The following is a 25,721-nucleotide window of genomic DNA, read 5'->3' on the forward strand; positions in this document are numbered from 1 at the left end:
GAGTGATACTAGTAATTCCCGATTGCAATGTATCTGCAATAGAGATCCCAACATAAAGAATACCTAGATGGTCTTCCCCTGCAATCGTTCGAAAATCCGCTTAATTCCACTTTGGGCCTTTGACATCTACATGAAAATCCCCTCTTTTTCAGCGAGATAGATTAGTACTTATTTACTATTATACTAGTTTTAATTATTTATTTGTTTTGGAAAAATTGGGCAGTTATCTATATTAATACTTCTGCTAGGATTTGACCTCAATTCTAAATTGTTAAGATGCAAAAAAAGTAAAATGAACCCCATGGTTATGTTCCATAAGGTTCATTTCTATTTAGATAATTTAATCAATTCGTCACTTTTCTAAGTCCACCACCTAATGAATACTTACTCTTCTTCTGCTACCCCTTGATTCTGAAAATATTTTAATGCTCCAGGATGAATAGGTCCTACAATATTATCGTAGGCGTAATTCACATCGAAATCTTCAAATACAACAGATAAATTCCTTAATTCATCTTTATTGTCTAAGATTGACTCTACCATATGATACGCTTCTTCGTCTGGAGTATCTTTATGCGTGATTATTAGTGTTATAGAACCAGGAACAGTAATATCTTCCTCATTTCCAGAGTAAGTCCCTCCTGGAATTACCATTTCCTTATAACCTGGATTAATTTCTCTCAAATTGTCGATTCTCTCACTGTCAATCGGTAGTATGCGAATACCCATAGTTGTATCTAATTCCTGATAAGCACTAAAAGGAATAGGGAACATAGCAGAAATAGCATCAATATGTCTATCTTGCATTAAACTGGATGCATCTGCTGTTGATGTAAATTGGACATCCTCTAAATCATCATACGTAACACCATATTCATCTAGTACAACTTGAGCTAAAGCTTCTGCGGAATAACCTTTAACGCCTGGACTTAAGCTTTTACCTTTTAGGTCTTCTATGGAATAGATATCACTTTCAGATCTTACTGCTACTTGTAAGTAACCTCCGTATAATGCTGCTAGTACTCGGAAATCCTTAAGTTCCTTATCAAAATTATTCTCACCCTTTAAAGCATCTTCTATATCTTGACTAAAAACTAATCCATATTCAAATTGCTTATTGTCAACTCCCATTAAGTTAGCTATACCGCCACCCTCTAATACATCTAAATTAGAACCATCCTGTTTATTAATTATGTTACCGATTGATGCACCCACAGAATACATAAATCCACCAGATGTAGCAGCACTTAGTGTCGCATTTACTGTTCCATCAAATTCCTTAGGCTCTGCTTCACTAGACCCTTCTTCGGCTGATCCACAAGCCACCAACCCAAATAATAAACCTACCATTAAACTAACCATTAGAAATTTCTTCATATTCCTTCCTCCTATCCTATTTTTCTACTATTTTTATCAATTTTAAATTTCATAGTAGACTTCTGAGTCAAAAATGCTACAGCGATTAATATAAGCCCCAATAAATCTGTTAATAGACCTGGGAAGATCATAGTAATTGAACCAGCTGCCATAATAAACCTTTCAAAAATATTCAATTTTCCTAACCACCAACCCTCAACGACAGCTGCAAAAATATAGATTGCAAAAATTGCTGTAGTTACTGCCAATGCTATTTCAAAAATATTCCCAATTAATATTAATTCATTTCCATAAACAAACATAAAAGGAATAATGAATCCCGCAATTCCTAAACGTATAGAAGCAACGGAAGTTTGAATTGGGTTTGAATTTGCAATTCCAGAAGCAGCATAAGAAGCAAGAGCAACTGGTGGTGTAATATTTGCTAAAATTGCAAAATAGAAAATAAATAGATGTGCAGCCATTACTGGAACACCTAATTCCACTAATGCTGGTACAGTTAGAGAAACCTGAACGATATAAGCAGCAACTGTTGGTAGCCCCATTCCTAAAATCATCGATGTAATCATAGTAAATATAAGCACTAATAGCAGGTTCTCACCAGCAAGATTAATGATAATCCCACTAAACTTTAAACCGATACCTGTTAATGACACAACACCGATAATAAACCCTGCAGCAGCACAAGCAACTGCTGTCTCAATCATTGCTCTAGCACCTAAATCTAGTGCTTTAAAAATTATTTTTAAATTCATTTTCCCATATCTTGCAAGGAAGCTAACAACAATGACAGAAGCTATTCCTAATAAACCTGCTCGCATCGGCGAATAACCTTGAACAAGCATGAAAACGATTACTATTAATGGCAAAAAATAAAGGTATCCATCTCTCAAAACTTTCTTAAGATTAGGCAATTCACTCTTACTAACACCACGTAAATCTAGTTTTTTAGACCTGAAATCGATCTGGAAGAATAAACATAAGTAATATAAAATCGCAGGGATAAGCGCTCCGATTGCAACCTCTATAAAAGGAACCCCAATATAAGATGCTATAACAAATGCCGCTGCCCCCATGATTGGTGGCATAATTTGCCCTCCAGTTGAAGATACTGCTTCAACTGCACCTGCGAAAGATGACTTATACCCTGTCTTTTTCATAAGTGGAATAGTAATTGATCCTGTCGAAACAGTATTAGCAACTGCGCTTCCTGAGATAGAGCCCATAAGCGAACTCGCCACAACCGCGGTCTTAGCAGGCCCACCCCTATATTTCCCCATTGCTGAATTCGCTATATCAATGAAAAATTTCCCTGCACCTGTTAGCTCTAAGAACTTTCCAAACAACACAAACATAAAAATAAATGTTGCTGATACACCCAAAGCTACACTATAAATACTAGAAGTTGTAAAAAACAAATGATCTATTATCCACATAAATGTAAATCCTTGGTGACCAAAAGTGTCTCCCAAATATTGCCCAAAAAAAGCATATAAAAGGACAGCCAAAATTATGATGACAAGAGCGTTTCCTATTGTCCGTCTAGTAGCCTCAAGCAATAACACTCCTGCTACCACCCCGGCAACTAATCCCCATGTGCTTATCTCTTGTATATACGAAATACGTTCTGCAATTGCACTCCCATTTACAACAAAGTATCCTAAGCTACCCATGACTAATAAGATTAAAATCCAATCTAAAACACTTACCTTGTTCTGTTTATTCTTATTAGAAATAGGATAAATCAAAAAAGTAAGTACCAATGCAAATGTCAAATGGGCGGACCGCTGAACAATCGAATCGAATACCCCAAAAATAGATGTATATATATGGAATATAGACATTAATATTGCCACGCTACTTAATATTAATTTTGCTTTACCTTCGATGTTTCTAGTTTTAACAATTTCCTCCTCGACATTTCGCGTACTAACATTTTGTGACACTATTATCCCTCCTTACAAATTTATTTTTGGAACAACAATAAATCAATATTAATATTTTTTAAACTTGAAGGTTCTCAATAATGGTAGCTATCCCCATTCCACCAGCAATACATAAGGTCACTAAGCCGTATTTCTTTCCAGTTCTTTCTAGTTCATGAAGTAGTTTCGTAAATAAAATTGCACCGGTTGCTCCAATCGGATGTCCTAATGCAATCGCCCCGCCATTTGGATTGACCTTATTAATATCTAGCCCCAGTTCATTAATACATCCAATAGACTGTGCTGCGAATGCCTCATTTAATTCAATAACATCTAGATCATGAATAGATAAATTGGTTTGCATTAGTACCTTTAGCGTAGCTTGAACTGGTCCCATTCCCATTAATTCAGGTGAACATCCTGTAGCTGCCTGAGCTATGAGCCGGGCCTTCGGTTTATACCCCCGTCCTAAGGCCTCCTCTTCAGACATGACGAGTAATGCTGCAGCCCCATCATTTCTTCCACTTGCATTTCCTGCTGTAACAGTACCATCCGCTTTAAAAGCAGGTTTTAATTTGCCTAACTTTTCCAAGTTCGTTTCTCTTGGATGCTCATCTACTTTAAAGGTTATTTCTCCTTTTCTAGTTTGAATTGTGTATGGAGCAATTTCTTTTTCAAAGTAGCCTTTACTAATGGCATTTTTGGCATTTTCCTGACTTCGTAGAGCAAATTCATCCTGTTCTTCTCTTGAAATTCCGTATTTACTAGCAATATTCTCAGCAGTTATTCCCATATTAAGTTCACCATAAGTTTCCACCGGTTGAGAACCTGGTTGACTAGCAGTATTTGGATCTTTCAGTGATACATTGCCTGATTTCACACCAAATCTGACGCCATTTACGTAATATGGTGCTGTACTCATTGATTCAACTCCACCAGCTATAATGACATCACTTAAACCAGATTTGATTTGTTGAGCAGCAGAATTTACCGCTTGTACTCCTGACCCGCATTGTCTGTGTACGGTATAAGCAGGTATTTCCTCCGGTAACCCCGCACGTAATTGGGCAACCCTAGCAACATTTGAAGCATCCGCACTCTGCTTTGCCTGCCCTAAAATAACTTCTTCAATTTCATCTTTTTCAATTTTCGACCGCTTTAAAAGATGTTCAATGACATGAGAACCCAAATAGTCTGCAGTCTCATTACCTATAGTTCCTCCCAATTTTCCGATCGCTGTTCGAACAGAGTCAACTATAACAACGTTTTTCATGTCGTTAGCCCCCTTGTAATTTCTTCAATTGACAAACTACAGCACTATCCTATTCTTCTACATAAGTGAAATTTGCCTCTGTCTTTTCTTCTACTTCTTTTAATGTAGAACCTGGCATGAGTTCCACCAATTGTAATTGTTTATCGACAACTTTAAAGACAGCTAATTCCGTAATAATCATGTCCACACTACGAGTAGAGGTAATTGGGTACGTACACTTCTTTAGAATTTTACTACTTCCATCTTTAGACGTATGACTCATGGTAACGATGACTTTTTTAGCACCAACAAGTAAATCCATCGCACCACCAACACCCATTATATTTTTTCCAGGTACAGCCCAGTTTGCAATTATACCAGTCTGATCAACCTGTAATGCCCCTAATATGGCGACATCAACATGCCCACCACGAATCATGGCGAATGAATCAGAGCTGTTAAAATAAGATGCACCTATACTTTCACCAACTGGAAGTTTTCCGGCATTCACTAGATTAGGATCAATATCTTCTTCTGCAACATCGGTAACTCCTAACAGACCATTTTCTGTATGAAGTTGGATATCATCACTTTCTAAGTACTCTGGAACTAATGTTGGAATTCCAATCCCAAGGTTAACTGTAAGTGATCCTTTTAGTTCTTTTGCCACTCGTTTAGCAATTAAATGCTTCATTTCATTTTTATCCTTTATCAAACTCATTTGCTAACTACCCCCTCTTTCGTCAGAATTTGTTTTGCTTCAACGATGGTATTTACAAAGATCTGAGGGGTTATGACTTCCTCTGGATTCAATTCTCCTGGTTCCACAACTTCATCCACTTCGACTATCACGTTTTTTGCCGCTGTGGCCATAATTGGATTGAAATTTCGAGCAGTTTTATAGTATACAAGATTTCCCAATCTATCTGCCTTATACGCACGAATTAATGCTACGTCTGCAAAAATAGATTTCTCAAAAATATACTTAACACCATCAATTTCACGTTCTTCTTTTCCTATTGCCAAATCAGTTCCCACACCTGTAGTTGTATAGTATCCTCCTAAACCAGCACCGCCAGCTCGTATTGATTCAGATAATGTACCTTGAGGTAACAATTCTAATTCAATTTCACCTTTTTGGTATTTGTCACCAACATCTCTATTACTCGTAAAGTAAGAGCCGATTCCCTTTTTAATCTTATTTTGATTTAATAAAGCCCCTAATCCTTTACCTGATTCACCTAAATTATTACTTACAATTGTTAAATCTTTAACGTCCTTCTGAATTAAACCATCAATTAATGTTAAAGGTGCTCCAACTAAACCGAATCCTCCGACTAGAATTGTTTGACCTGATTGAATACAAGATAAAGCGTCCTGTATATCTTCTTTAAATTTAGACATACTTTCCCCTCCGTAATAACAGTACTAATCCATTTATTTTAATGAATCGCTAAGTTCAAACCAAGATGGAATCCCAGCAGTCAAGATGCAAATATACCCAATATCTGCTAATTCTGCCTCACTCGCTCCAGCATCCCTCGCCTTTTCTATCCATGGGACAGCATCCTTACCACGTAATTCTGCGATATAATTTCCGACCATATTAAGATGTTTTAATTTAGACGAAACGTTTCCATCCCCAAGTATCTTTTCCTCTAATTTTTTCGAATCTTCTAATCTGACTATGTCCAACATTTCTTCTATAAATAATGTGTCTTCATCTTTCATCCAACGTAGAATAATATTAAGAATATCCACTAAAGTTTCAGGAGCCTTTTCCGGTTCTGAAACCTCTTTCCCTTGTAGTTCTAGCGCATAGGATATTGCTGCCAATGATGTTCTTAGTGATGGGACTCCGCCATATAAATAGGAAACGAAGAAGTATTCGACAAGTTCTGGAACAGTAGAACCAAAATCTATCGCACCTTTTGTATGATAAACCATACTCCTTGAATAAAGACGTGCTGCATTCATACTTGCAATAAGTACATCTTTCTCTTTTCGGGATAGGGTACCATCTTGCATAATAGTTCCGCGAATACCCGTGTAATGGTCCAGAACACTCGGATCATGGTCATGCATTTTCTGAACCCAGTCAGGAACTTGGCCATATACTTCCTTAAAATATTGTAATCCGTTGTTCATTTACTCACCCCTTATTTTTTTGTATAGGATTTCTCCAAAAACATTTCAATTGCCTCATTAATTTCTTGTCTATTTTCAAACACCATGGTGTAATGATTACTTTCTGAAATAACCGTTTCTATATTTGTTGCATATTTGAGCGTTTCTTCATAATCACTTACATAAAACAACGGTGGCATTGTACCAATCTCACCCTTTGCATAAACTAACAGCACTGGACATTTAACCTGTGAGAAAGTTTCTTTCGGATTGAACTTATAAAAACTTTCAAAATCAGCCTTAATCAACGACTCTGTTGACTTATTTTCCCAGTGGTCTTCCACTTGGGCTACCTCATATTCCACTACATCTTGCATTACTTCGTTCCAAGAAATCCCTAAATTATTGTAAATACTTTTAATTGCTTCAACATAATGTTCTTTTGATTTATATTTTTCACTAATTCTACCTAAGGACGGAAGTACAATCTTTTGTTGATGTTCTGACATTGAAGCAGCACCATCAAGTAAAATTACGGCTTTAGTATCCTCTAACTTACTCGCTACAATGGATGAGATAAAAGCCCCCATTGAATGGCCCATTAAAATAGGATTCTTTATGTTCAGCTCTTTAATAAGGCCTATAATATCGTCCGCATGATTAAATATCGAAGGGCTAGGATCCATTTGACCACTATTTCCTCGTCCTCTTAAATCTACCGAGATAAAGCGATATTCCCCTTTAAATTTCTCCGCATAATAATGCATATTTTTATGGGTTCCTGTTAAACCATGAATGGCAATAATTGTTCCCTTTTCTCCGGGATAATCTGCAATGATAATGTTTTTTCCATTAATGTCTTTCTTGTATAATTCCATCTTTTCACCTCATAAATAGTACTCAGAAAATCAAATTCTCATATATTTACTTTAAAAACATACTCCCCTCAAACCATGCAGGAATACCAGCTGTTAAAAGACTAGTTATAGCAACCTCCGCGATTTCTTCATTGGTTGCACCTAGCTTTCTTGCAGAGCTTATATGCAATTCCGCTCCTTTTTCATAGCGCTCGGCTATATTAATTCCGATTAATACAAATTCCTTTATCTTTCTAGGAACCTTTCCATCATTTAAAATAGAAGCTCTTAGGTTACCATAATTTAGTAAAACTTCCGAAACTTCCTTCTCCATTACCTCTATCCATTCACTCTTTACGCCGTCTGCTTCTGTTTTAAAATATTCAATTGCTTCGTCAACGCTTTGAAAATCCATGTCAATTGTATGACCGTTCATTTCTTTATTCGTTTCATTTTTATATTCATTAAAGAATTGAATGGCTTTAACTCCTTCAAACCATGCAGGAATACCTCGCGATAATATACAAGGAGTGAGTATTTCGACCAATTCGTTAATCGTTGCTCCACTATCTGCAGCACCTTTTGCGTGATATAACATACTATCTTCATGCCTTCTAGCTGCATTAATCCCAACTAATATCAACTCTTTATCTTTCTTTGAAATTGCACCGTCTGATAGTATTTCTTTTTTTAATTTGTTGAGATGATCCAATGCTTGGGAATGGTATTCATTTAGTTCCTTAAACCAATCTGGAATCTCTAGGAATTTATTTTTTAAATCCAATTAAATTCCTCCTTATTCGTTAACGTAAGCGACAGCTCTAACGGGCGACGCTGTTCCATCCTTTAATTTAAGTGGTAGAGCTACAAACTGAAAACGTTTGTTATTGGGTAATTGATTTAAATTAACTAGATTCTCAACAATATAGATGTTTTTTCCTAAAACTTCTAAATGTACTTCTCTTTTCATATTTTCATTCACATCAATGTTAGCTAAATCAATCCCTACTGACTTAATCTTTTTACTCGTTAACCATTCTCCAGCACTCTTAGCGAAAGCCTTTTCTTGAAAAAAAGAAGTATCTCCCCATTGACCTTTTCTTGCTCGAATTAAAACAATATCACCCTTCTCAACTCTTATACCTTGTTCTTCTTCAGCACGATCTAGCATCTCACTAGTGACTGGTTCATTTGGATCTTTAAAATCTGATACATCGAGTAACAGCGCTTCTCCAAATGTCTTTTCCAAATCCATTTCACTTGTTGATTCTCCGCCTTCTATAAAATGGAGGGGAGCATCAATATGTGTACCACTGTGGTCTGAGAAAGTTATTAATCTCGATTCAAAACCCTTACAAGGCCATTCGTAACGATCCTTTGAGTTTTCAAAGGTTGATTGTTTCTTTATTTCTATAACTGGATGGCTCTTAAATGACTGAAGACCATCATACATCTCTAACGTTAAATCAATTATTTTCATATACTCCATCCCAACTATTTATTTATTTTCAACACAATCTTCCCTGAAGCTTTGTTTAAAGCTGCATCAAATGCTTCTTTGGCATTGGAAATTTTATAACTGGATGATACAAGTCGATCAAAAGGAAAATTAGGATCCGATGCATATTCTAATGTTCTCTGAAAAGATTCCTTCGTTATTCCATAACTACCTATAATCTGAATTTCTCCTCGAACAATTTGATCCATTTGAAGTGGAAATTCACTGGTCGATATACCCACAAGAACTAACTGCCCACCTTTCTTTAATACCTTTACAGCGGTATTAGGTACAGAATGATGACCGGAACAGTCAAACACCATATCGAAACCTTTATTAAATTCTAGTAAGTCTTCTATTAATTCATCGTTAGTGATAAACGTAGAATTCACTCCAATTTCTCTAGCTCTTTCCAATCTGTCCTCATCCCCTGGTACTCCAACCATGATAAGCTTATCTATTTGAAGACCTACTAGGACACTAGCAATCCCTAATCCTATTGGACCTGGTCCAAATATTATTGCGATTTTCCCAGAAATCTTATCTACCTTCTCCACAGCCGTAAGTCCAACCGCAATCGCCTCTGATACAGCTGCCACTTCATCTGAAACATCATCTGGAACAGGAAGAATATTATCCTCAGGTACAGCAATATATTCAGCCATCCCCCCATTTTTCCTAAACCCAAATTGTAAGGACTGAGGAGCTTTTTTTGAAACAAAAAACTGACTATTGTCACAGCGGTTTTCCTCTGAATTCAAGCAATATTCACATTCCCCACATGGTATATATGGATTAATAACAACTCTTTTTCCGAGTAAATTTTTATTACTTGATTCTACTACTTTCCCTGTAACCTCATGTCCTAACACGATAGGGTAAGGAATCCAATCATAACCTGAATGGCCTGCATACATATGCAGATCACTTCCGCAAATACCCACTCCACTAACCTGTACTAACACCTCATTTTTATTTATAGTAGGTTTAGGTAAATCTACTATATCTAATTCATTAGCCTTGTTATTAGGTTTTACTACTGCTTGCATGAAAAACATCCTTCCCTAACTTTTAAAAGTATTAAGATAAATCAACCTAAAAATCCCCAAAGCAAGAATGCACTACCATAAATTAACCCAAGCCATAACATAATAACTACCATATACCCCATAACAGCTTTTAAAGGTAACTTAGAGATGGCAAGAACTGGTAATATCCAAAACGGTTGCACCATATTATTCCAAGCATCACCTAACATAACGGCCATTGCTGTTTGCTCAATGGATGCTCCTATTTCCGATGCAGCCTGTATCATGATAGGACCTTGAACGGCCCATTGTCCTCCACCTGAAGGAGCAAGGATGTTAATAAAAAACGCACTGATTAAGCTCCAGAATGGAAGAGTTGCTTCCGTTGAAAAAGATACAAACCAATTGGCAAAAGTTGTGATTAACCCTGATCCAACTAAAATAGCCATAATACCTGCATAGAAAGGGTATTGAAGGACAATACCAGCAACAGTTTTAATCCCTTCTGCCACAGCTGATAAATATTTAGACGGTTTGCCCATGAATAGAATACCTAAGAATAACATTAAAAAGTTAACAGTATTTAAATCTAGTGAACCACCATTGATAAAATGAGCGATAATATAAATCAACCCTAGTATTCCAATACCTACACCAAATATATAACTATCATTAATTTTATTGGCTAAAGTTAGTTCCTTTGTACTAGCTGTCTCCTCTTTAGCCACTTTTGTTGCTTGTTCTGCAATTTCTGGCTCAATTTCAACTATCTCTTCCTTCTTTTTTGGGTGAAGTTTCGCATTAACTAAAGGTAATAAAATTAGTACTGCCAATGTAGTAAGTAACATAGGTGTTGAAAAGATTGTATCTCCTAAAGAGATGATTCCCATGTTTTCTTCTAAGAAATGACCAGGGGTAGCAATCGTTACTGGAACTGTTCCTGAAAGCCCTGAACCATAAAGAGCAAAACCACTATACCCTGCAGCAATAATTAAGGGATAATGAACTCCTTTCACTCGAATTGCTAGCTTTTGTGCAACAATACCACCGATGATTAATCCAAATCCCCAATTTAATAAACTTCCAATCGCACCAAACAAAGTAGCTGTAATAATGGCTGTAGTTGGCTTTCTAATTCTAGATATTGCTTTATCAATTCCCTTATCAACAATTGGAGTTTTTGCTAAGACAAACCCTGTAAGCAATATGATTGTCATCTGCATAGTAAAGGATAATAAATCCCAAAAACCATTACCCCAAAAAGTTGTTACTTCTATTATCCCAGTGCCTTCTATAGTAATCGCTAGTATAATAGCTACAACGGTTAGTGCTATAGCAATTACAAATGGATCTGGTAGGTATTTATTTACTAAATTTGTAAAAAAACTTGATAACTTTCTCATATGTATCCCCCCTTATTTTTATTTCAACCAATGCACCAAGTCTATTAATTTATTATCCTTATCATTCAAATAACTTTCTTGATGAACATTCTCCCAGTTGTAAAATCCCTTATTAACTTTTAAACCCGTTTCTCCTTTTTCCACCTTTTCTTTCAGTAAAGAAGATGGCGTTAGTTCGTTATTTAGATCTTTATAGAGATAGGATGCAATATCATAATGAACATCTAGCCCATTTATATCTCTCTGTTCGATAGGCCCTGTAAGCACCATTCTTAAACCTATACTCCATTTCACAACAGTATCTATATCTTCCGCTGTCGCTACTCCTGATTCAAGTAATGAGATGGCTTCTCTTGAGATTGCATGTTGTATACGATTTCCAATAAATCCGGGTACCTCTTTATGTAGTAGCACTGGTTTCTTTCCTATATCAGTAAGCATTTCCATTACAACAGTTACAGTTGCTTCTGAAGTTTTCTTCCCTTTAATTACTTCAACAAGAGGTATAATTGCAGCAGGTGTAAAAAAATGAGTTCCAATAAGACGTTCTGGATGATTAAGTTTACTAGCAATTTCGGTGATAGAATGTCCAGAAGTATTTGTTGCAAATATAGTTTCATCACCGCACACTTCTTCCAACTTCATAAATAGTTCTTGTTTTAAATTCAGCTTTTCCGGGATAGCTTCTATAACAAGTCTTGTAGATGTTTCTTCTGGAAAATGATTTGTTATTTCTATATTTGATAGATAATACTTTGGACTTTTACTTAAAAAACCTTTATTTTCCAAAAAAACTAACTGTTTTTCTATCAGTTTTTTAGCTTTATGAAGAGCATTATTATCTTTGTCAAAAAGTAAAACGTTTACATTACTTTGTAAGAATAATTCTGCTATACTTCTCCCCATTGTTCCGGCACCAATAATAATTACAGACTTTTTCATTTTTTCTCCCCTCCCTCCCTTATGTTATTACATGTTGCAAGTTAAGTTTTTTACATCTAGACTTGCTAAACATCTGAAATTAATGTACGATAATCGTACAAAATTATTCATATCGTACATTTATAGTTATTAGTATACTAAGAAGGTGAGAAATATGTCAACAAAAAATTCTAACAACTCTAAACAATCTAAGGATTACATACAATCACTTGACAGAGGATTGCAAGTAATACAAGCTTTTTCAGAAAAAAATCCAACACTTACTATTAGTCAAGCTTCTGAAATAACGGGACTAAATCGACCGACTGTCAGAAGAATTTTACTTACATTAGAAATGCTCGGCTTTGCAGAGTCAAAAAATAAGGTATTCTCACTCACAGCAAGAACACTCACATTGGGGTACGCTTATCTATCTACACAGGACATATGGAGTAATGCCCAGCCATTTATGAAAGATTTTGTTGCTCAAACCGGAGAATCTTGTTCTATCACTGTTTTAGACGATACCGATATTATTTATGTAGCAAGAGTTCCAGCAAAAAGAATAATGAGTATTAATCTTAATGTTGGCTCACGTCTTCCTGCGTCTTCTACGTCTATGGGGCACGTACTTCTAGCTAATCTTCCAAAAGAGAAACTAGAAAATCTTATTGATAAAATGGATCTTAAAAAACACACGGAAAATTCAATTACTGATAAAGAGGAGCTATTAAGTATCCTATCAGTAGTTAAAGAGAAAGATTGGGCTGGTATCGATCAGCAATTTGAAGAAGGAGTTCGTTCGATAGCTGTACCTATTAGAGACGCAGTAGGAAAAGTTATTGCGGCAATTAATTGTTCCGTACATGCTGGGAGAATTAGTAAAGAAGTATTGGAAAAAGAGTTTTTACCTATATTATTTGAAACAAGCAGTAAAATTAGCAAAACTGTTCCTGTTACTTATCAATCAACACAATTTTAACTAAAAATCGTAAATAAAATAAAGTAGAGTAAATCCATAAGGATTTACTCTACTTTATTTATGTAGTATTGCTGGTTTGCAATACATCCAAATAATCCAATTAAATAACAAATGAGAAGTCAAACCATATTGTATAATATAACTTATTGCTAAATCACAAGTAGGGGCTAATCAATTATTAACAAATTATTCTTCACTCACTTTTCTTTGCAATCACTGATTCCCCATCAACCCAACCAACCTCTTAAACACCCTAGAAGGCCTCTCCCTCAAATCCCTCAACGGAATCCGAAGCTCCACTTCATCTTGCTGCTCCACCAAAATATCATGTTCTTTTAAAAACAGTTTCATATCCATAATTCGAAAACTTTCCACACTACTAGCACAATCCAAGCTATAATCATCAAGCTCATACTTCACCCGATCAGAAAGCCTCGCTAATATTCTCCATAATGTGCGTTCTTCCTTCGACTTCATAAACAGTTCCGGTAGTTCTTTAGCTTCCAATAAGTGATTAATTCCAGTAATAACATAATTTGAAATCCCATACCCAACTGGCTTTATCCTGTTGGAGAGTAACTTCCATGTTTCCACTTCAAACCAAACTTTCTCTCCTACAATCCGAACATCCTTCATCTTAGCGTAGTACGTAATGCCATTGCTCTCCTCAACTTCTTTGGTTGTATATAATGCAATATACGTTGCTTCCTGCCAGTTTTTATTTAATAGATGAGCAGCCATTTTAAAGGTCTTATCCTGTATAGAAGATCTGCAATCTGCTTCATCGGACACTTTCACAACAAGTACCTTCTCTTCTATGGTAGATTCCCATTCACTTAAGGTTCCCCTTGGTAGGATCCCTTCTCGCTGTAACTCCTCTGGGTTTTTATCGATCAACCGCTCGACCAATTGTTCGACGATATCCGTCGCGTTTGGAAGAAATGGCAATCCACCAATATTCACTGCCTCGATACTTTTATATAACTTGTGTTCTTGATAGATTTCTTCATTATCCCATGGAAATAATACATAAGCACCAAAGGCTTTTCTTTCAAAGGGACCCTGTTCATTCACCACAATGGAATCACGGTAACGATGCATCGTATTGATATCTTCTTCCATTGGTCCAGGAATGCCATGGTAATTTCGACCATAGCTTGTACCAGGTAAAGCAAAATCGATACGGTACTTTGCATCAAAGACATAGTGATATTCATAGTCTCGTCCTTTTTTCTCAATGCTTAACATCGTATCCGGAAACTGTGTAATCGTAGGTAGTTTTTCTTCTCTTTTTTTGATAGATAAGCGTGATCTTTTCCTTGGTTTGCGGATGGAGATACACACGCCTCGCCTTAGCATTAGGCTGTAAATTGACAAACAATCCTTCTCGATTTACTTTAATCACATCTTGATCTATCATTTCATATTTTTTCCCTAGGATTTGTCCTAGTTTCTGATAAGTCCAATATTCATATAGGGTCGCAACGTCCTTGACCGACATTTTATAGATGTCTCCTTGTAGATTTAGACCTCGGTAGACAAGCAAATAGATCTGAAATGCTTCTCGATAGCCAGGTGCCATTTGGAGAACCAAGCTCATGACAGAGCGGTCCAGCTTTCGAATATTGCGCCAGAATGGAGAATTTGTTTTTCCTTTTTACTTCTGTTTCATTTGACTTAATCGATCGATTAACTCTGGATCAACCGTATTCTCATATCGACTGTTCGGCTTGTTCAATGTTTCTATTAAGTTGTCCAATTTCTCTATTAAACGTTGCATCATATATTTGATAAACCGATTTTCATGCGTATCGTATGTCAATTCCTTTTTTATATTTAACCCACTTGTAGGCATAACACTCCTGTTATGTATCGTTATTCCATTATCTACCTCAACAAAAAGATGCGGCCTTTTGTTTAAATATTGACGAGCCTTTTGATCCTGCCTTCCTAACTGATCTCCCTTACTTGTATGCGTTGTGATCAGGTTGTGATGTGGCTGCCTTTTTTTTAATTCGCCCAATAGCTTGAAACAAGGAATCAAAGCGAGACTTCATTAATCGATAAAACTCACTCATCGAGTGTTCTTTCAAGCTTTGCCCTTGCACCAAGATACGTTTTCTTTATGAAATGGTAAGCGAGATTATAGATCTCATCATTCACTTCTTCTAAAAGCTTTTGATAATCTTTTCGATAGTCTAATTTGGTAGGAAACACTTCGATGGTAACAGTCAACAGCTTCTCATTGTTACACCGAATCTCAAAGGTAGATAGCCCCACTTCATTTTGATACTGAAGATTTCCCATTAGTACATAGCTATCACTAATTGCTATTTTACCGACTGCATTTCTTAACCCTTGATGCTCATGATAGAAAGATAAGTCCTTTGTTCCTTTAGGTGAGACAACCAACTGATATACACCATTTTCAGAGAAAAGGGGTCGGTTAACATACTTTTCTTGTAGCTGATTATGATTTACATCAAATACTTTTACAGACTGTACACCCTCTCCATGAACATTCAACGTCATTGGATCATGGAGATCTAAATTTCGATATTGTGCTAATCCCTCATATTTTTCATGATTAGGTTTCCCCTTCATAACGACAGTCATATCATCCGTTTCAATATAAAGTAACTCGACATCCGTTCTAGCTAATTCAGAAGGAAGTGAAGCCATCTACTAACCTCCTCCTCATTTCTAATAATTTTTCTGCACTATTTGGATATTTGGCATAGCTTAAATCAACATTAGTATCCTCATCCTCCGAAATTTCAAATGCACAAATTTCAATTAACCGATTGATCATGTCACTTACTCGACTATCACTACCAGCAATTCTTGGTAGGATTTTTTGTAGCAAGCAATGGTCAAATGCTTGATTAAACTCCATCAGTGCACCTTGGTTGTTATAAGCAAGGTACATACAAATCTCATCTCTTACACGGTACCCAACTTGCGCATGTATAAGCTGCAGGACTTCATTTTCACCAATTCTTCCGTTACCTGTTGAACCAACTCTGGTTGCTCTGAATATACATCCTTCAAATGTAAATAGTTCGCCGCGAGTACCTCCTGGTTTAACATTACTGGATCTTGCTCCTCGACATCGTTTAAAAAGTCTAAATGACCTAGCTCCACACGATTAAATTCAATCGTGTTCGCTCGATCTAATACTTTCTTACTGAATGGGCTTGTTGCTCTTCACTCATCAATTCGGATGAAATGTATTGTTTCATTCGTTTATGTAACATAGATGTATCCTCCTGAATTTGGTTCCTGCCCCTGATTTGGTAAATACTTTCGTGCATGTTAGGTTTAGCACTCCATTTCGATTTAGCGAGTACGTTTTCTTCCTCTTGTTCTAGAACCTGAATTGCCTTTTGGTCGATTCTTATTAGGTTTTCTACTTGAAGAAGGCGTTGCCGCATTCCTTCCGTTTCTTCTACGACCTTTAGAGCGTTTTGCTTCTTTTACTTGCTTGTCGCTTACTCTCTGATAATCCTCCCAATCGGGGATACTGACTCCTTCAATCACTTGCATTTCCAATTTTTGATGAATCCCTTTTTCAATCATTCGTAGGAACTCTAGATCCTTAGGAGCCACTAACGTAATGGCAACCCCATCGCCACCTGCACGGCCCGTTCGTCCAATCCGGTGAACATAGCTTTCCACATCATGGGGAATATCATAATTGTAGACATGTGTCACCCCTTCGACATCAAGTCCCCTTGCAGCAACATCTGTTGCAACTAAAAACTGGGTTTTCGCATCACGAAAACGTTTCATCGCTTTTTCACGTTTTGACTGGGATAAATCACCGTGCAATTCGTCTGATTCGTACCCGTTGGCAATCAATGCTTCATGAAGTTTTTTGGCACGAATTTTTGTACGACAGAATATGATCGCTAAAAAAGGGCGATGCTCTTCGATTAAATGCAATAAAGTTGCTTGTTTTCTCCGATCTGTAGTTTCAATAACCACTTGTTTAATCTCTTCCACCGTTACCTTTTTCGCTTTCACTTCAATGAATTCAGGCTCTACCATATATTTTTTGGCAAGCGATTTAATTTCTTTTGGGATGGTCGCAGAGAATAACATGGTTTGTCTGGAAGATGGTGTTTCCTGAATGATGTCATCTACCTCTGGAAGAAAACCCATATGTAACATTTGGTCCGCTTCATCTAACACAAGCATCTGAATGGTGGAAAGATCAAGGCTTTCACGACGAATATGATCTAATAACCGACCAGGAGTTGCAACGACAATATGCTGAGCACCTTTTAATTTCTTTAATTGATGCTGTACATCTTGCCCACCGTATACAGCTAACACATGGATGCCTTCTACGTTCTCAACCATTCTATTAATTTCTTTTGAAATTTGCTGAGCCAATTCTCTTGTAGGAGTTAAAATAAGAGCTTGTACATCCGACTTGTTCACATCAATCTTTTCAATAATAGGAAGAACAAAAGCCAACGTCTTTCCGGTTCCCGTTTGTGCTTTTGCAATCACATCTTTTCCCTCTAGTACGGATGGAATCGTCCGTTCTTGGATGGAAGTTGGAGCCACTATTCCTAATGATTTTAATGTATGGTTCATCTGTTTTCGAATACCTAGTTGTAAAAAGTCAAGCAAGGCTAATCACGTCTCTCTTCTTATATTAATGCCGTTGTATTTGTTTTCAAGGCTTTTTTTACTATAGCACATTGGTTAGTATTTACAGAGGGATTGGGATTATTTATGTTGTATTTCCATGGAGGTGCTTCTTTTAAGAAATTGCAAAATGATTTCATAAATACCTTTTATAGCCTTTTTCCTCCAAAACCAAATAACACCCACAAACATTAACGGAAACTGGGTCAGTCCCTTAGTTCGCAATTATGCTTCTCTTCAGTAATGATTAAAATGTCGTCGCAAGCTGCATCGCAAATCGTACGGACAATGGGCTTGCTGCTTGATTGACGTCTCCTACTAAAAAGAGATCCTGCTTTGGATAATAAAAAGCAAAAGAACCCGTAGATCCTGAATGTCCAACTAACTCTCCTTTCCCCATAAAAAGTGTTGAAAGACCACCTAATGGTATCCGCATGTAGCCACCACCATATTGAATTGGATACATGGAAAATTGTAGTTTATTATACTTATCTAGTTGTTGAAAAACATCTTTATTAAACAATCTGCCGCCAAAAAATGATTTCATAAATACCATCAATTCACGTGCTGTGCTAATAACGCCACCACTGGCAGGGCAACTTCGGATGAACTTTGGACGTGAAATAGAGTCTTTTTTATAATAAATGCGGGGAATAAATTCAGCCTCACTTGTAGGCAAATACGTTTTCTCAAGTCCTAAAGGCTCAAAAATGAACGTCTTATATACTTCATTTAACGGGGAATTTGTAATAGATTGGATGATCTCACCCAACATATCAAAATTAACATCTGCGTAATGTGCTTTTTTCTTGGAATCAGGTGCAAAGTGAGGGTTCAATTGTTTCGTCCAAGTTATCATTTCATCAAAAGTGAAGTCGATATCTTCGCGAAGGGCACGTCTCAAAAGGCTATTTTTACCTTCTTCAAATGCATCAGGAAGTCCGCTCGTTTGAAACAATAAACTAGAGATTGTTAATCTAGAGGAATATTCCTCTCCCTTATATACATGAAGTCCGCTGAGTGTGCCATGATCAAAATATTCGGTTACGGGATCGTCCAGTGACACCTTACCTTGCTTGAGCAATTTCAATATACTAGCAGTTATAAACAATTTACTGATACTTGCTATAAGGATTGGTGAGTCTATATTTTTCCCACCATACTCCCATTTGTATGAAAAATCATCATTCGGACCTTCCATCAATAAAACCATTCATGTACTTGCTTTGATTTTATAGCCCGATTGAATATTTTTGCTATTTTAACAGTATCCATTCGTTTCTATATGTCCCCTTTCAACATCTTCCTTTGGTATTCTCGCTTGGGTACACACAATTTCTTTCATCATTTTAGCATATTTACTAATAAAATACTCAAATTGTTTAGATATTTAAGGTAACTCCATACTTAATAATAATAACTAAATAGAGTTTAAAAAACCTGCTTGGAAAATATATACGATTGATGGAAGAAGCGAGCCTCCCTGAGAAAAGGGGGCAGTCCCCCACTTCACGATTTTCATTGAAAGGAAGAATACTATATTCGGGAAGCTAGGGTCATTTTCTCGTTCCATTGAATCTTCTACTAAATAATTATCGATTTATTTACTTCGTCTCTGTGCATTTTAATAAGTGAAAACCGGATCAACTGTTGTGGAATAACGTGGTAACTACTATGGTTTAGGATGATTTTTTGTCATCATTTAAATATGTAACAATTTAAAAACCCTACTTGTATTAATACATTACAAGTAAGGGTTTTATTTGACTTCGACTTCTGATTCTAATGGAAGTTCCGTTTTCAACACGTCCTTTTCTTAAATGTCCAACTTACTATACTCACTGATTTGTTCTTCTGTTAATTGTCCTATAAAGTGATAAAAGCTAACTGACTTCATTCCATATCTTTCACGAATCGACAAGTAACCACGGTATGCTGCAACACAAATATATTCTATTATTTTCTCCTCCCGTATGTTATACAACAGCAATTATATTATGGTTGTAGTATATAACAGTTTTGTGTTTTTGTCAATAACCATATTATAAAAAATTAAAATAATTACTACAGGATAAGGAATGCCGTATATTTAAGTGAATCATCTTTTGGTTTATCAGAAATTATGGACAAGACAATCTGTTATAAACACAAGGACGGTTCTAATGCTTCCGCCAAAAGGAGAAGCAGAAGATCCGTCCCTTTGCTTCCAATAGCACTGATGACCATAATATTTATGCTCAGAACGATGCCATCCTACTTATTAGGCTAAGGCCTCTCTGTTCCTTGAAAAGGGAACTTTCTCCTAAATACGAAAAACAACGTCAGTTGGAGTGAATGAAGAATGGCATGTAGAGGATAATTCCTAGAAGAATCATCGTAATAAGCAACACAATACTTTTCCAGCGTTTTCGCCTCCAGAACAAAAGAGAAACGATGATGCTTTGTACAAATATCATTGTTGCCCCAATGATGACCATCCAAAGAGAGCCAATCAAGGTTCCTAACATATTGATGAGGATCCCAACAGGCATTAATGCGATCACAATGATAGCAACCGGACTTCCTTTAATCCGTTCTAAAATCTTTGTACGTTCGGATTCAGGAAATTGGTCGTATTCCATAAGCGCAAACCACCCAGTGAGGAGAACGATTGCACCTAGTATCGAAATCGAACCCATGTGAAAACCTCCTTTATGATCATACTAACCAATTTCCTATCCAATTGAAACATCATGGAGAACTCGGCTTTCCACAAAAATAACTCTAACCTCTAAAACAAAAAGAAAAAAAACGATATCCAGACTCGGAAATTCGTTCTTTTCTCATGATTTATTCCCAGATGAGGTATTTTCGTTCACAAAGTTGGGTTTTGACTAATTATGTATTAACTTCTGCGAATGATGGAGCCTTAGTAGGTTCTGATATCAAATTCGTGGGACAGAGAGTGAGACAATAGGGGCAAGCCCACTGTCTCACTGCAAAAATAATCGGGTCACATTACATACCTGCCCTGCTTCCCTCCCCTGAAAAATCGCACATTATTTCAAACGAATTTCCGATCCAATTTGTAAGTTTAAGGGGTTAATTCCTGGATTAAGATGATATAGATCTACTAGCGTTACATCTTGATGCACCATAGCAATCGAATAGAGCGTGTCTCCTGACTTAATCGTATAGTACTCATTACCGTAATCACCGTATTTGACTCTAACTTTGGATCCAATTTGTAAATTAAATGGATCCACATTCGGATTCAATACATATAAGTCTGTTAAATTGACATCTTCATACATGGCGGCAATGCTGTAAAAAGTATCTCCGGCAGAAACCGTATGATACCAATCACTTCCTGGATCAATGATAATTTCCGTTCCTACTTTCATATTGTAAGGATCAACCCCTGGATTCCATTCATATAAATCATAGATGGTTACGTTTTCATGAGACGCTGCAATATTCCAAAGTGTATCCCCTTCCTCAACCGTTACTGTAGATACTTCAGCGTGGCCATGACCTACACCTATTCCTAAGATCATCCCTACAGCTAAAATCGGTGCCATAAGGAATTTCAATTTTTTCATCATCATCCTCCTCGGTATAAAATCCTTTGCATTTATCCATTCCGTTTATCTTCGTAAAATAAACGTAATACTTGTAATGAATATGTAATATACATATGCATCCCATCATGATATGGTGATGAAACATGCTATTAAGTTCCATAAACAAACTTATTAATATTGTCTATTTAAGAGAAGAGGTTCATTGTCCCTGTGTTCTCAGAATGGTCCTACACTCCTTTTAAACATTGTACACTTTATGAAAGCTGGGATCAGACCCCTTTTTCCTTCCCCCTCACCCTCTCCACAAACGCCTCCAACGACTTAAGCACTTTCTCCGCATCATACCGATTCAAGTGAACAAGAAAACCGTAATCATACACCTTTCTGTGATTATAAATCATTTACACTAACCACTGACCTTCTTTTTTCATTTACTTAGGGAAGTAGGCCATACCTCTCGACGTTTACCTATTTTACTCATCTTCTTTTCCTCAAAGCATTTCTTCTTTTTCTTTATAAATTGCTCTTTGAGCGGCCTACTGTCAAAGTAATTAACCAATAACTTATTGAGATATTTTTGTAGCTTCGTCATAAGCTGATATAATATTTTTTCTCCTCTTCTGTTAAGCAATCATTGAGAATAGACGTTTGGAAGGTCAGCTAATCCTTCTTGCTCAAAGCGAGTAAGCATACGTGAAATTCCACCCTTAGACAAACTTCAAGCTACATATAGCAATGTTCAGTTAAAAGACATCTTATTGGCTGCTATGGATGAAAATAAGAACATTCATATCTTTCTATACCATTCTTAATTTCAAGGGAATAAAATTGAGCTGTTGCTTTGTCAGTAAGCAACAGCCTAACAAAAATATTAATAGTAACTACTCTCACTCTGCTGTCCACTTCCACTCGAAAAGGAAATTCCCATCGATTTTAAAGCTTCTTTTGCTTGAGATAAACTTGTTTCTGCTTGTCCTTGCCATTGAATGATTACTTGTATAACCTGTTTATATTCAGGACTAGCATTTTCCAACATGATATTTAATCCTTCACGTACTTTTTTATCCTGGTTTTCCGCATTTAAGATACATGCCGTCATGGTATCAATAATCGATTGCTGCTCTTCTCCAACGGAAAGCCGCTGCGCCGAACCAACCGCTGTAATACGATGATAAGAGGCTGGCACTAAATGATTATGCATTTCATTATTTCCTTGTAAATCTTGGGTTTCTGGGATATGGTAAAACTCACTACTCATTGCACATACCATTTCTTCCGCATACAAACTTTGTTGTAACAAATTTAATACCGGATTCCAGTTATTCACTTGACGGTAAAAATACGGATACAAAAAATCATCTCCTTTATAAAATAGAAACTACATATTATATGTATGACTTGGTACTCAATTAGGTGTATGTTCCATGTCTTCAGTCTGTTTTAGGTTAAATAATATAGACTGTTTCCCTCGGATAAGTGACTTTTCCAAAATGAAAATATGAATAAATTAATCATAAATAACCTAAGAAAGGAAGGAAAAGACATGTCAAGACGGGGAAGAAGGCTTGTCACTTGATTCCTTTCTTCCGTATCAAACTGTAATCCCCGAATACCTCTTTCTGTTGTTTGATAATCCATTCCATCTTTCTTATTAAATTTTAATTTCAATAAGTTCTTTAACCCATTAATCTTAGGGACATGGTGGACTGACCTTTTTCACTTTTTTCAAGCCATTACTCCATTTCTATAATTAATTCATCCTACTCACAACCTCCTTCCCACGAAAATAGACCACTTTAATATCCTCAACATCGTTAATATCAATTCCTGGAATACCATCTGCAATGAGAAAATTAGCATCCATACCACGATCAAGTTTTCCAAATCGGTCTTCCTTTCCCAAAATCGCTGCTGGATTTTTTGTAATTAATGCGAGTACTTGATTCTCGTTATATCCATTTTTCACCAGAAGTTTCATTGCTGGTTCCGCAATTTTCATGAGAACATCTGGACCTTGTAAAGATTGATTGGAAAATGGCAACCAGCTAACATTTGGAAAGGGTGGCAAGTATGCATCCGTTGCAATGGAAACCTCAATATCGTTGTTGACCAATTCTAAGATATTTTCCGGCGAATTAGGTTCTATATGTGTTCCGCCCATGGGAGTTGCAACAATTTTTGTACCTTGTGCTTTTGCTTGTTTCATTTGTTTGTTCATCATTCCATGTGCATGATGTAAAACATCCACGCCAGCACGTAATGTCATTTGAATAGCTTCCTCACCCGCAACATGAACACCAATTTGTTTACCTTGCTTATGGAAACGATCTACAATGTGTTTCAATTCATTAAAAGTATATATAATCTCTCCTGATCGTGGTACAGCATCTTTCGTAAAGTTTGCCGGTGTGGCATTGATAAATAGATTTTCACCTGGGTATTCTGATTGCACTGATAACTCATTAACAATATGATTATCCACTAAATCAGTTTGTTTTACAGGCTTTGCCATGGTTATTGCTGTGAAATGGGCCAACTTCTCAAATCCAATCGATATGCTTGTTGCGGCAAAGGATACATGCATCGGGATATCTTTGACAATCTTTCGGTAATCATCGATTGAAAATGTACTCTTCGGATGCCCACAAACTTGTTCACCAAGGGCAGTTATGCCAGATGTCAAAGCCTTTAATAGTAAGGATTTACCAGCAAGTGCCTGTGTCTCATTCGTAATTGGATATAGAGAAGATGGGGCAAATTCTAATAAATGAGTGTGACAATCGACGAAGGATGGTGTCAAAGCGTAATTGGAATAATCTTTGACCTCGATGGTTGGATGTTGATTCCGTAACTGTTGCCATGTTCCAACTGATTGGATTTTCCCATCTTTAATGACCATTGCACCGTCATCAATCGTCCCAACATCCGATACAGTAACTAATTTCTTAGCACGTATCATATAGATATGATTCATCATTCACACCACCAAGAAAGGAGTTAGGAAATAACCTAGTACACAAGCCGTAGCAATCCGTATAACGATTCCAACTAGTGCCGCATAGATAACTTCAAGCTCTCGTAAATCGGATGTTTCTGCCCAGGTCGCTGGTATCTGACCAACAATCACATAGATTGGAAGACCAGAGTTTGCAAGTACAAAGCCACCAACAATGAGACGAGGATCAATGGTCGTAACGAAATCGCCCATTTGGGCTACTGCTAATGTAGGTGCAATTAGAAAGGAAACAATTCCAGAGACTGGTTCGATACTTAACAAGGTAAATACAGAGGCCATACTTGTTTCAATAGGATCCCATACTCCAGAGAATTTTAAAATACCAATTAAAATAAATATAACCGTAACTGCAGGAATAATAACGAGGAGCAGTAAACTCGTTCCTTCTTTAGCAGATGAAAAAGTGGTGTTTAAAAAAGTTGTATTTGGTGTGAATCGTGGTAATTCGTGAAGTGTAACTTTCTTTGTGTCTCGATAAATCGTTCTTGATAGAATAAAAGGAACAAGTATTAATGGTGCAAATATGGATAAGAGAACGAGTAGGAAAGCATTGATACCAAATATAGATAAAGCGATAAGACCCAAGACAAAGGTGGCAAAGGACTGTGGTGATTGAATCATCGTTGCAACAGCTATCTTTTGCTCTGCCTTTGTTGCTTTTGCTTTAACAAGGATTGGTCCCGCGATTTTACCAGCGGCATTAATATCACCAAGAATATTATAGGCACTCGGTATGATAACGGCAGGATTAATTTTAAAAAGCTGCATAATAGGAACCATGAGACGAATTAACCCATCCGTAAAACCAAGACGTTCTAAGATACGGCCAATGATCACACTGACAATAACTGCAATCCCAACTTCACTTGTCAAAAAGGTGTCAACAACTACTGGTGTCACTTCTTTGATAATCGTGTCAAATAATTGTGAAAGTGAATCTGGTGCAAGGAAAAGCAGTACAAGAGCGGTGAAAACAATCAAAACACCAATTACTTCATAAATTTTCCACTTCGTACGGTTTTGGGGTATTTTTTCCATCCCTATCCCTCCTGTACAATATATCTATAGAATATGAATGGATGGAATTTGTGTGAATGCCTATGTAATAGAGAT

The 25,721-nt window shown here is 36.6% G+C and carries 22 protein-coding genes and 1 pseudogene; 1 reads left to right on the plus strand and 22 read right to left on the minus strand.

All coding sequences use genetic code 11. The features are described from left to right. Positions 1 to 384: 384 nt before the first annotated feature. The 12 genes from GMJ66_RS06030 to GMJ66_RS06085 are packed head-to-tail and all read right to left on the minus strand — an operon-like array spanning position 385 to position 12,409. Entirely contained in the window at positions 385 to 1,377 is a 993-nt protein-coding gene (locus tag GMJ66_RS06030; RefSeq protein WP_156289438.1) for a TAXI family TRAP transporter solute-binding subunit, read from the minus strand. An 11-nt stretch (positions 1,378 to 1,388) separates the two neighbouring features. After that, positions 1,389 to 3,323 (minus strand): TRAP transporter permease, encoded by a 1,935-nt coding sequence (locus GMJ66_RS06035; RefSeq protein ID WP_156289439.1) that lies wholly within the window; start codon positions 3,321 to 3,323, stop codon positions 1,389 to 1,391. A gap of 58 nt (positions 3,324 to 3,381) precedes the next feature. Then, positions 3,382 to 4,575: a thiolase family protein gene (locus tag GMJ66_RS06040; RefSeq protein ID WP_156289440.1), complete on the minus strand. Its 1,194-nt coding sequence runs from the start codon at positions 4,573 to 4,575 to the stop codon at positions 3,382 to 3,384. 49 nt (positions 4,576 to 4,624) lie between these two features. Further along, entirely contained in the window at positions 4,625 to 5,275 is a 651-nt protein-coding gene (locus GMJ66_RS06045) for a 3-oxoacid CoA-transferase subunit B (protein WP_156289441.1), read from the minus strand. Beyond that, positions 5,272 to 5,958: a CoA transferase subunit A gene (locus tag GMJ66_RS06050; protein ID WP_156289442.1), complete on the minus strand. Its 687-nt coding sequence runs from the start codon at positions 5,956 to 5,958 to the stop codon at positions 5,272 to 5,274. Before GMJ66_RS06050 ends, GMJ66_RS06045 begins: the two co-directional genes overlap by 4 nt. Before the next feature lie 33 nt (positions 5,959 to 5,991). Continuing rightward, positions 5,992 to 6,702, minus strand: a complete 711-nt coding sequence (locus GMJ66_RS06055; RefSeq protein WP_156289443.1) for a carboxymuconolactone decarboxylase family protein — start codon at positions 6,700 to 6,702, stop codon at positions 5,992 to 5,994. A gap of 11 nt (positions 6,703 to 6,713) precedes the next feature. Next, a complete protein-coding gene (locus GMJ66_RS06060) occupies positions 6,714 to 7,559 on the minus strand; it encodes an alpha/beta fold hydrolase (RefSeq protein WP_156289444.1) in 846 nt (281 codons plus the stop codon). Between the two features lie 46 nt (positions 7,560 to 7,605). Further along, positions 7,606 to 8,322 carry a carboxymuconolactone decarboxylase family protein gene (locus GMJ66_RS06065; RefSeq protein WP_156289445.1) on the minus strand — a complete coding sequence of 239 codons (717 nt, stop codon included), beginning with the start codon at positions 8,320 to 8,322 and terminating at the stop codon, positions 7,606 to 7,608. 12 nt (positions 8,323 to 8,334) lie between these two features. Beyond that, the gene (locus tag GMJ66_RS06070; RefSeq protein WP_197046617.1) at positions 8,335 to 9,018 is read right to left on the minus strand and encodes a cyclase family protein; all 684 of its coding nucleotides are present in this window, start codon (positions 9,016 to 9,018) and stop codon (positions 8,335 to 8,337) included. Between the two features lie 14 nt (positions 9,019 to 9,032). Next, positions 9,033 to 10,085, minus strand: a complete 1,053-nt coding sequence (locus GMJ66_RS06075; RefSeq protein ID WP_197046618.1) for a zinc-dependent alcohol dehydrogenase — start codon at positions 10,083 to 10,085, stop codon at positions 9,033 to 9,035. Positions 10,086 to 10,126: 41 nt separating this feature from the next. Then, positions 10,127 to 11,467 carry a short-chain fatty acid transporter gene (locus GMJ66_RS06080; protein WP_156289448.1) on the minus strand — a complete coding sequence of 447 codons (1,341 nt, stop codon included), beginning with the start codon at positions 11,465 to 11,467 and terminating at the stop codon, positions 10,127 to 10,129. A gap of 18 nt (positions 11,468 to 11,485) precedes the next feature. Beyond that, entirely contained in the window at positions 11,486 to 12,409 is a 924-nt protein-coding gene (locus tag GMJ66_RS06085; protein WP_156289449.1) for a 3-hydroxyacyl-CoA dehydrogenase NAD-binding domain-containing protein, read from the minus strand. 154 nt (positions 12,410 to 12,563) lie between these two features. Between GMJ66_RS06085 and GMJ66_RS06090 the strand changes: the two genes are divergently transcribed. After that, entirely contained in the window at positions 12,564 to 13,370 is an 807-nt protein-coding gene (locus GMJ66_RS06090; protein WP_156289450.1) for an IclR family transcriptional regulator domain-containing protein, read from the plus strand. Positions 13,371 to 13,583: 213 nt separating this feature from the next. On the opposite strand, the pseudogene GMJ66_RS06095 reads toward GMJ66_RS06090, so the two are convergent. From GMJ66_RS06095 to GMJ66_RS06135, 10 genes and pseudogenes are all read right to left on the minus strand, one after another. Then, positions 13,584 to 15,414: pseudogene (locus GMJ66_RS06095) on the minus strand (DUF2357 domain-containing protein). A 26-nt stretch (positions 15,415 to 15,440) separates the two neighbouring features. After that, on the minus strand, positions 15,441 to 16,052 hold the full coding sequence (locus GMJ66_RS21160) for a DUF2357 domain-containing protein (protein WP_407939203.1): 612 nt from the start codon (positions 16,050 to 16,052) through the stop codon (positions 15,441 to 15,443). Beyond that, positions 16,033 to 16,299, minus strand: coding sequence for a hypothetical protein (locus tag GMJ66_RS06100; protein ID WP_156289451.1), 267 nt, complete (start codon positions 16,297 to 16,299; stop codon positions 16,033 to 16,035). Before GMJ66_RS06100 ends, GMJ66_RS21160 begins: the two co-directional genes overlap by 20 nt. A gap of 410 nt (positions 16,300 to 16,709) precedes the next feature. After that, positions 16,710 to 17,975, minus strand: a complete 1,266-nt coding sequence (locus tag GMJ66_RS06105; protein WP_407939204.1) for a DEAD/DEAH box helicase — start codon at positions 17,973 to 17,975, stop codon at positions 16,710 to 16,712. Between the two features lie 301 nt (positions 17,976 to 18,276). Beyond that, positions 18,277 to 19,242, minus strand: a complete 966-nt coding sequence (locus GMJ66_RS06110) for a serine hydrolase domain-containing protein (protein WP_231514833.1) — start codon at positions 19,240 to 19,242, stop codon at positions 18,277 to 18,279. 1,108 nt (positions 19,243 to 20,350) lie between these two features. Beyond that, a complete protein-coding gene (locus GMJ66_RS06115) occupies positions 20,351 to 20,707 on the minus strand; it encodes a hypothetical protein (protein ID WP_156289453.1) in 357 nt (118 codons plus the stop codon). A gap of 360 nt (positions 20,708 to 21,067) precedes the next feature. Next, on the minus strand, positions 21,068 to 21,610 hold the full coding sequence (locus GMJ66_RS06120) for a LysM peptidoglycan-binding domain-containing protein (protein WP_197046619.1): 543 nt from the start codon (positions 21,608 to 21,610) through the stop codon (positions 21,068 to 21,070). Positions 21,611 to 22,463: 853 nt separating this feature from the next. After that, positions 22,464 to 22,943: a hypothetical protein gene (locus GMJ66_RS06125; protein ID WP_156289455.1), complete on the minus strand. Its 480-nt coding sequence runs from the start codon at positions 22,941 to 22,943 to the stop codon at positions 22,464 to 22,466. Positions 22,944 to 23,342: 399 nt separating this feature from the next. After that, positions 23,343 to 24,566, minus strand: a complete 1,224-nt coding sequence (locus GMJ66_RS06130; protein ID WP_197046620.1) for an amidohydrolase family protein — start codon at positions 24,564 to 24,566, stop codon at positions 23,343 to 23,345. 3 nt (positions 24,567 to 24,569) lie between these two features. Continuing rightward, positions 24,570 to 25,646, minus strand: a complete 1,077-nt coding sequence (locus GMJ66_RS06135; protein WP_156289457.1) for a hypothetical protein — start codon at positions 25,644 to 25,646, stop codon at positions 24,570 to 24,572. Positions 25,647 to 25,721 lie beyond the last annotated feature (75 nt).

The organism is Oceanobacillus salinisoli (genome assembly GCF_009733865.1).
GTDB lineage: Bacteria > Bacillota > Bacilli > Bacillales > Amphibacillaceae > Oceanobacillus > Oceanobacillus salinisoli.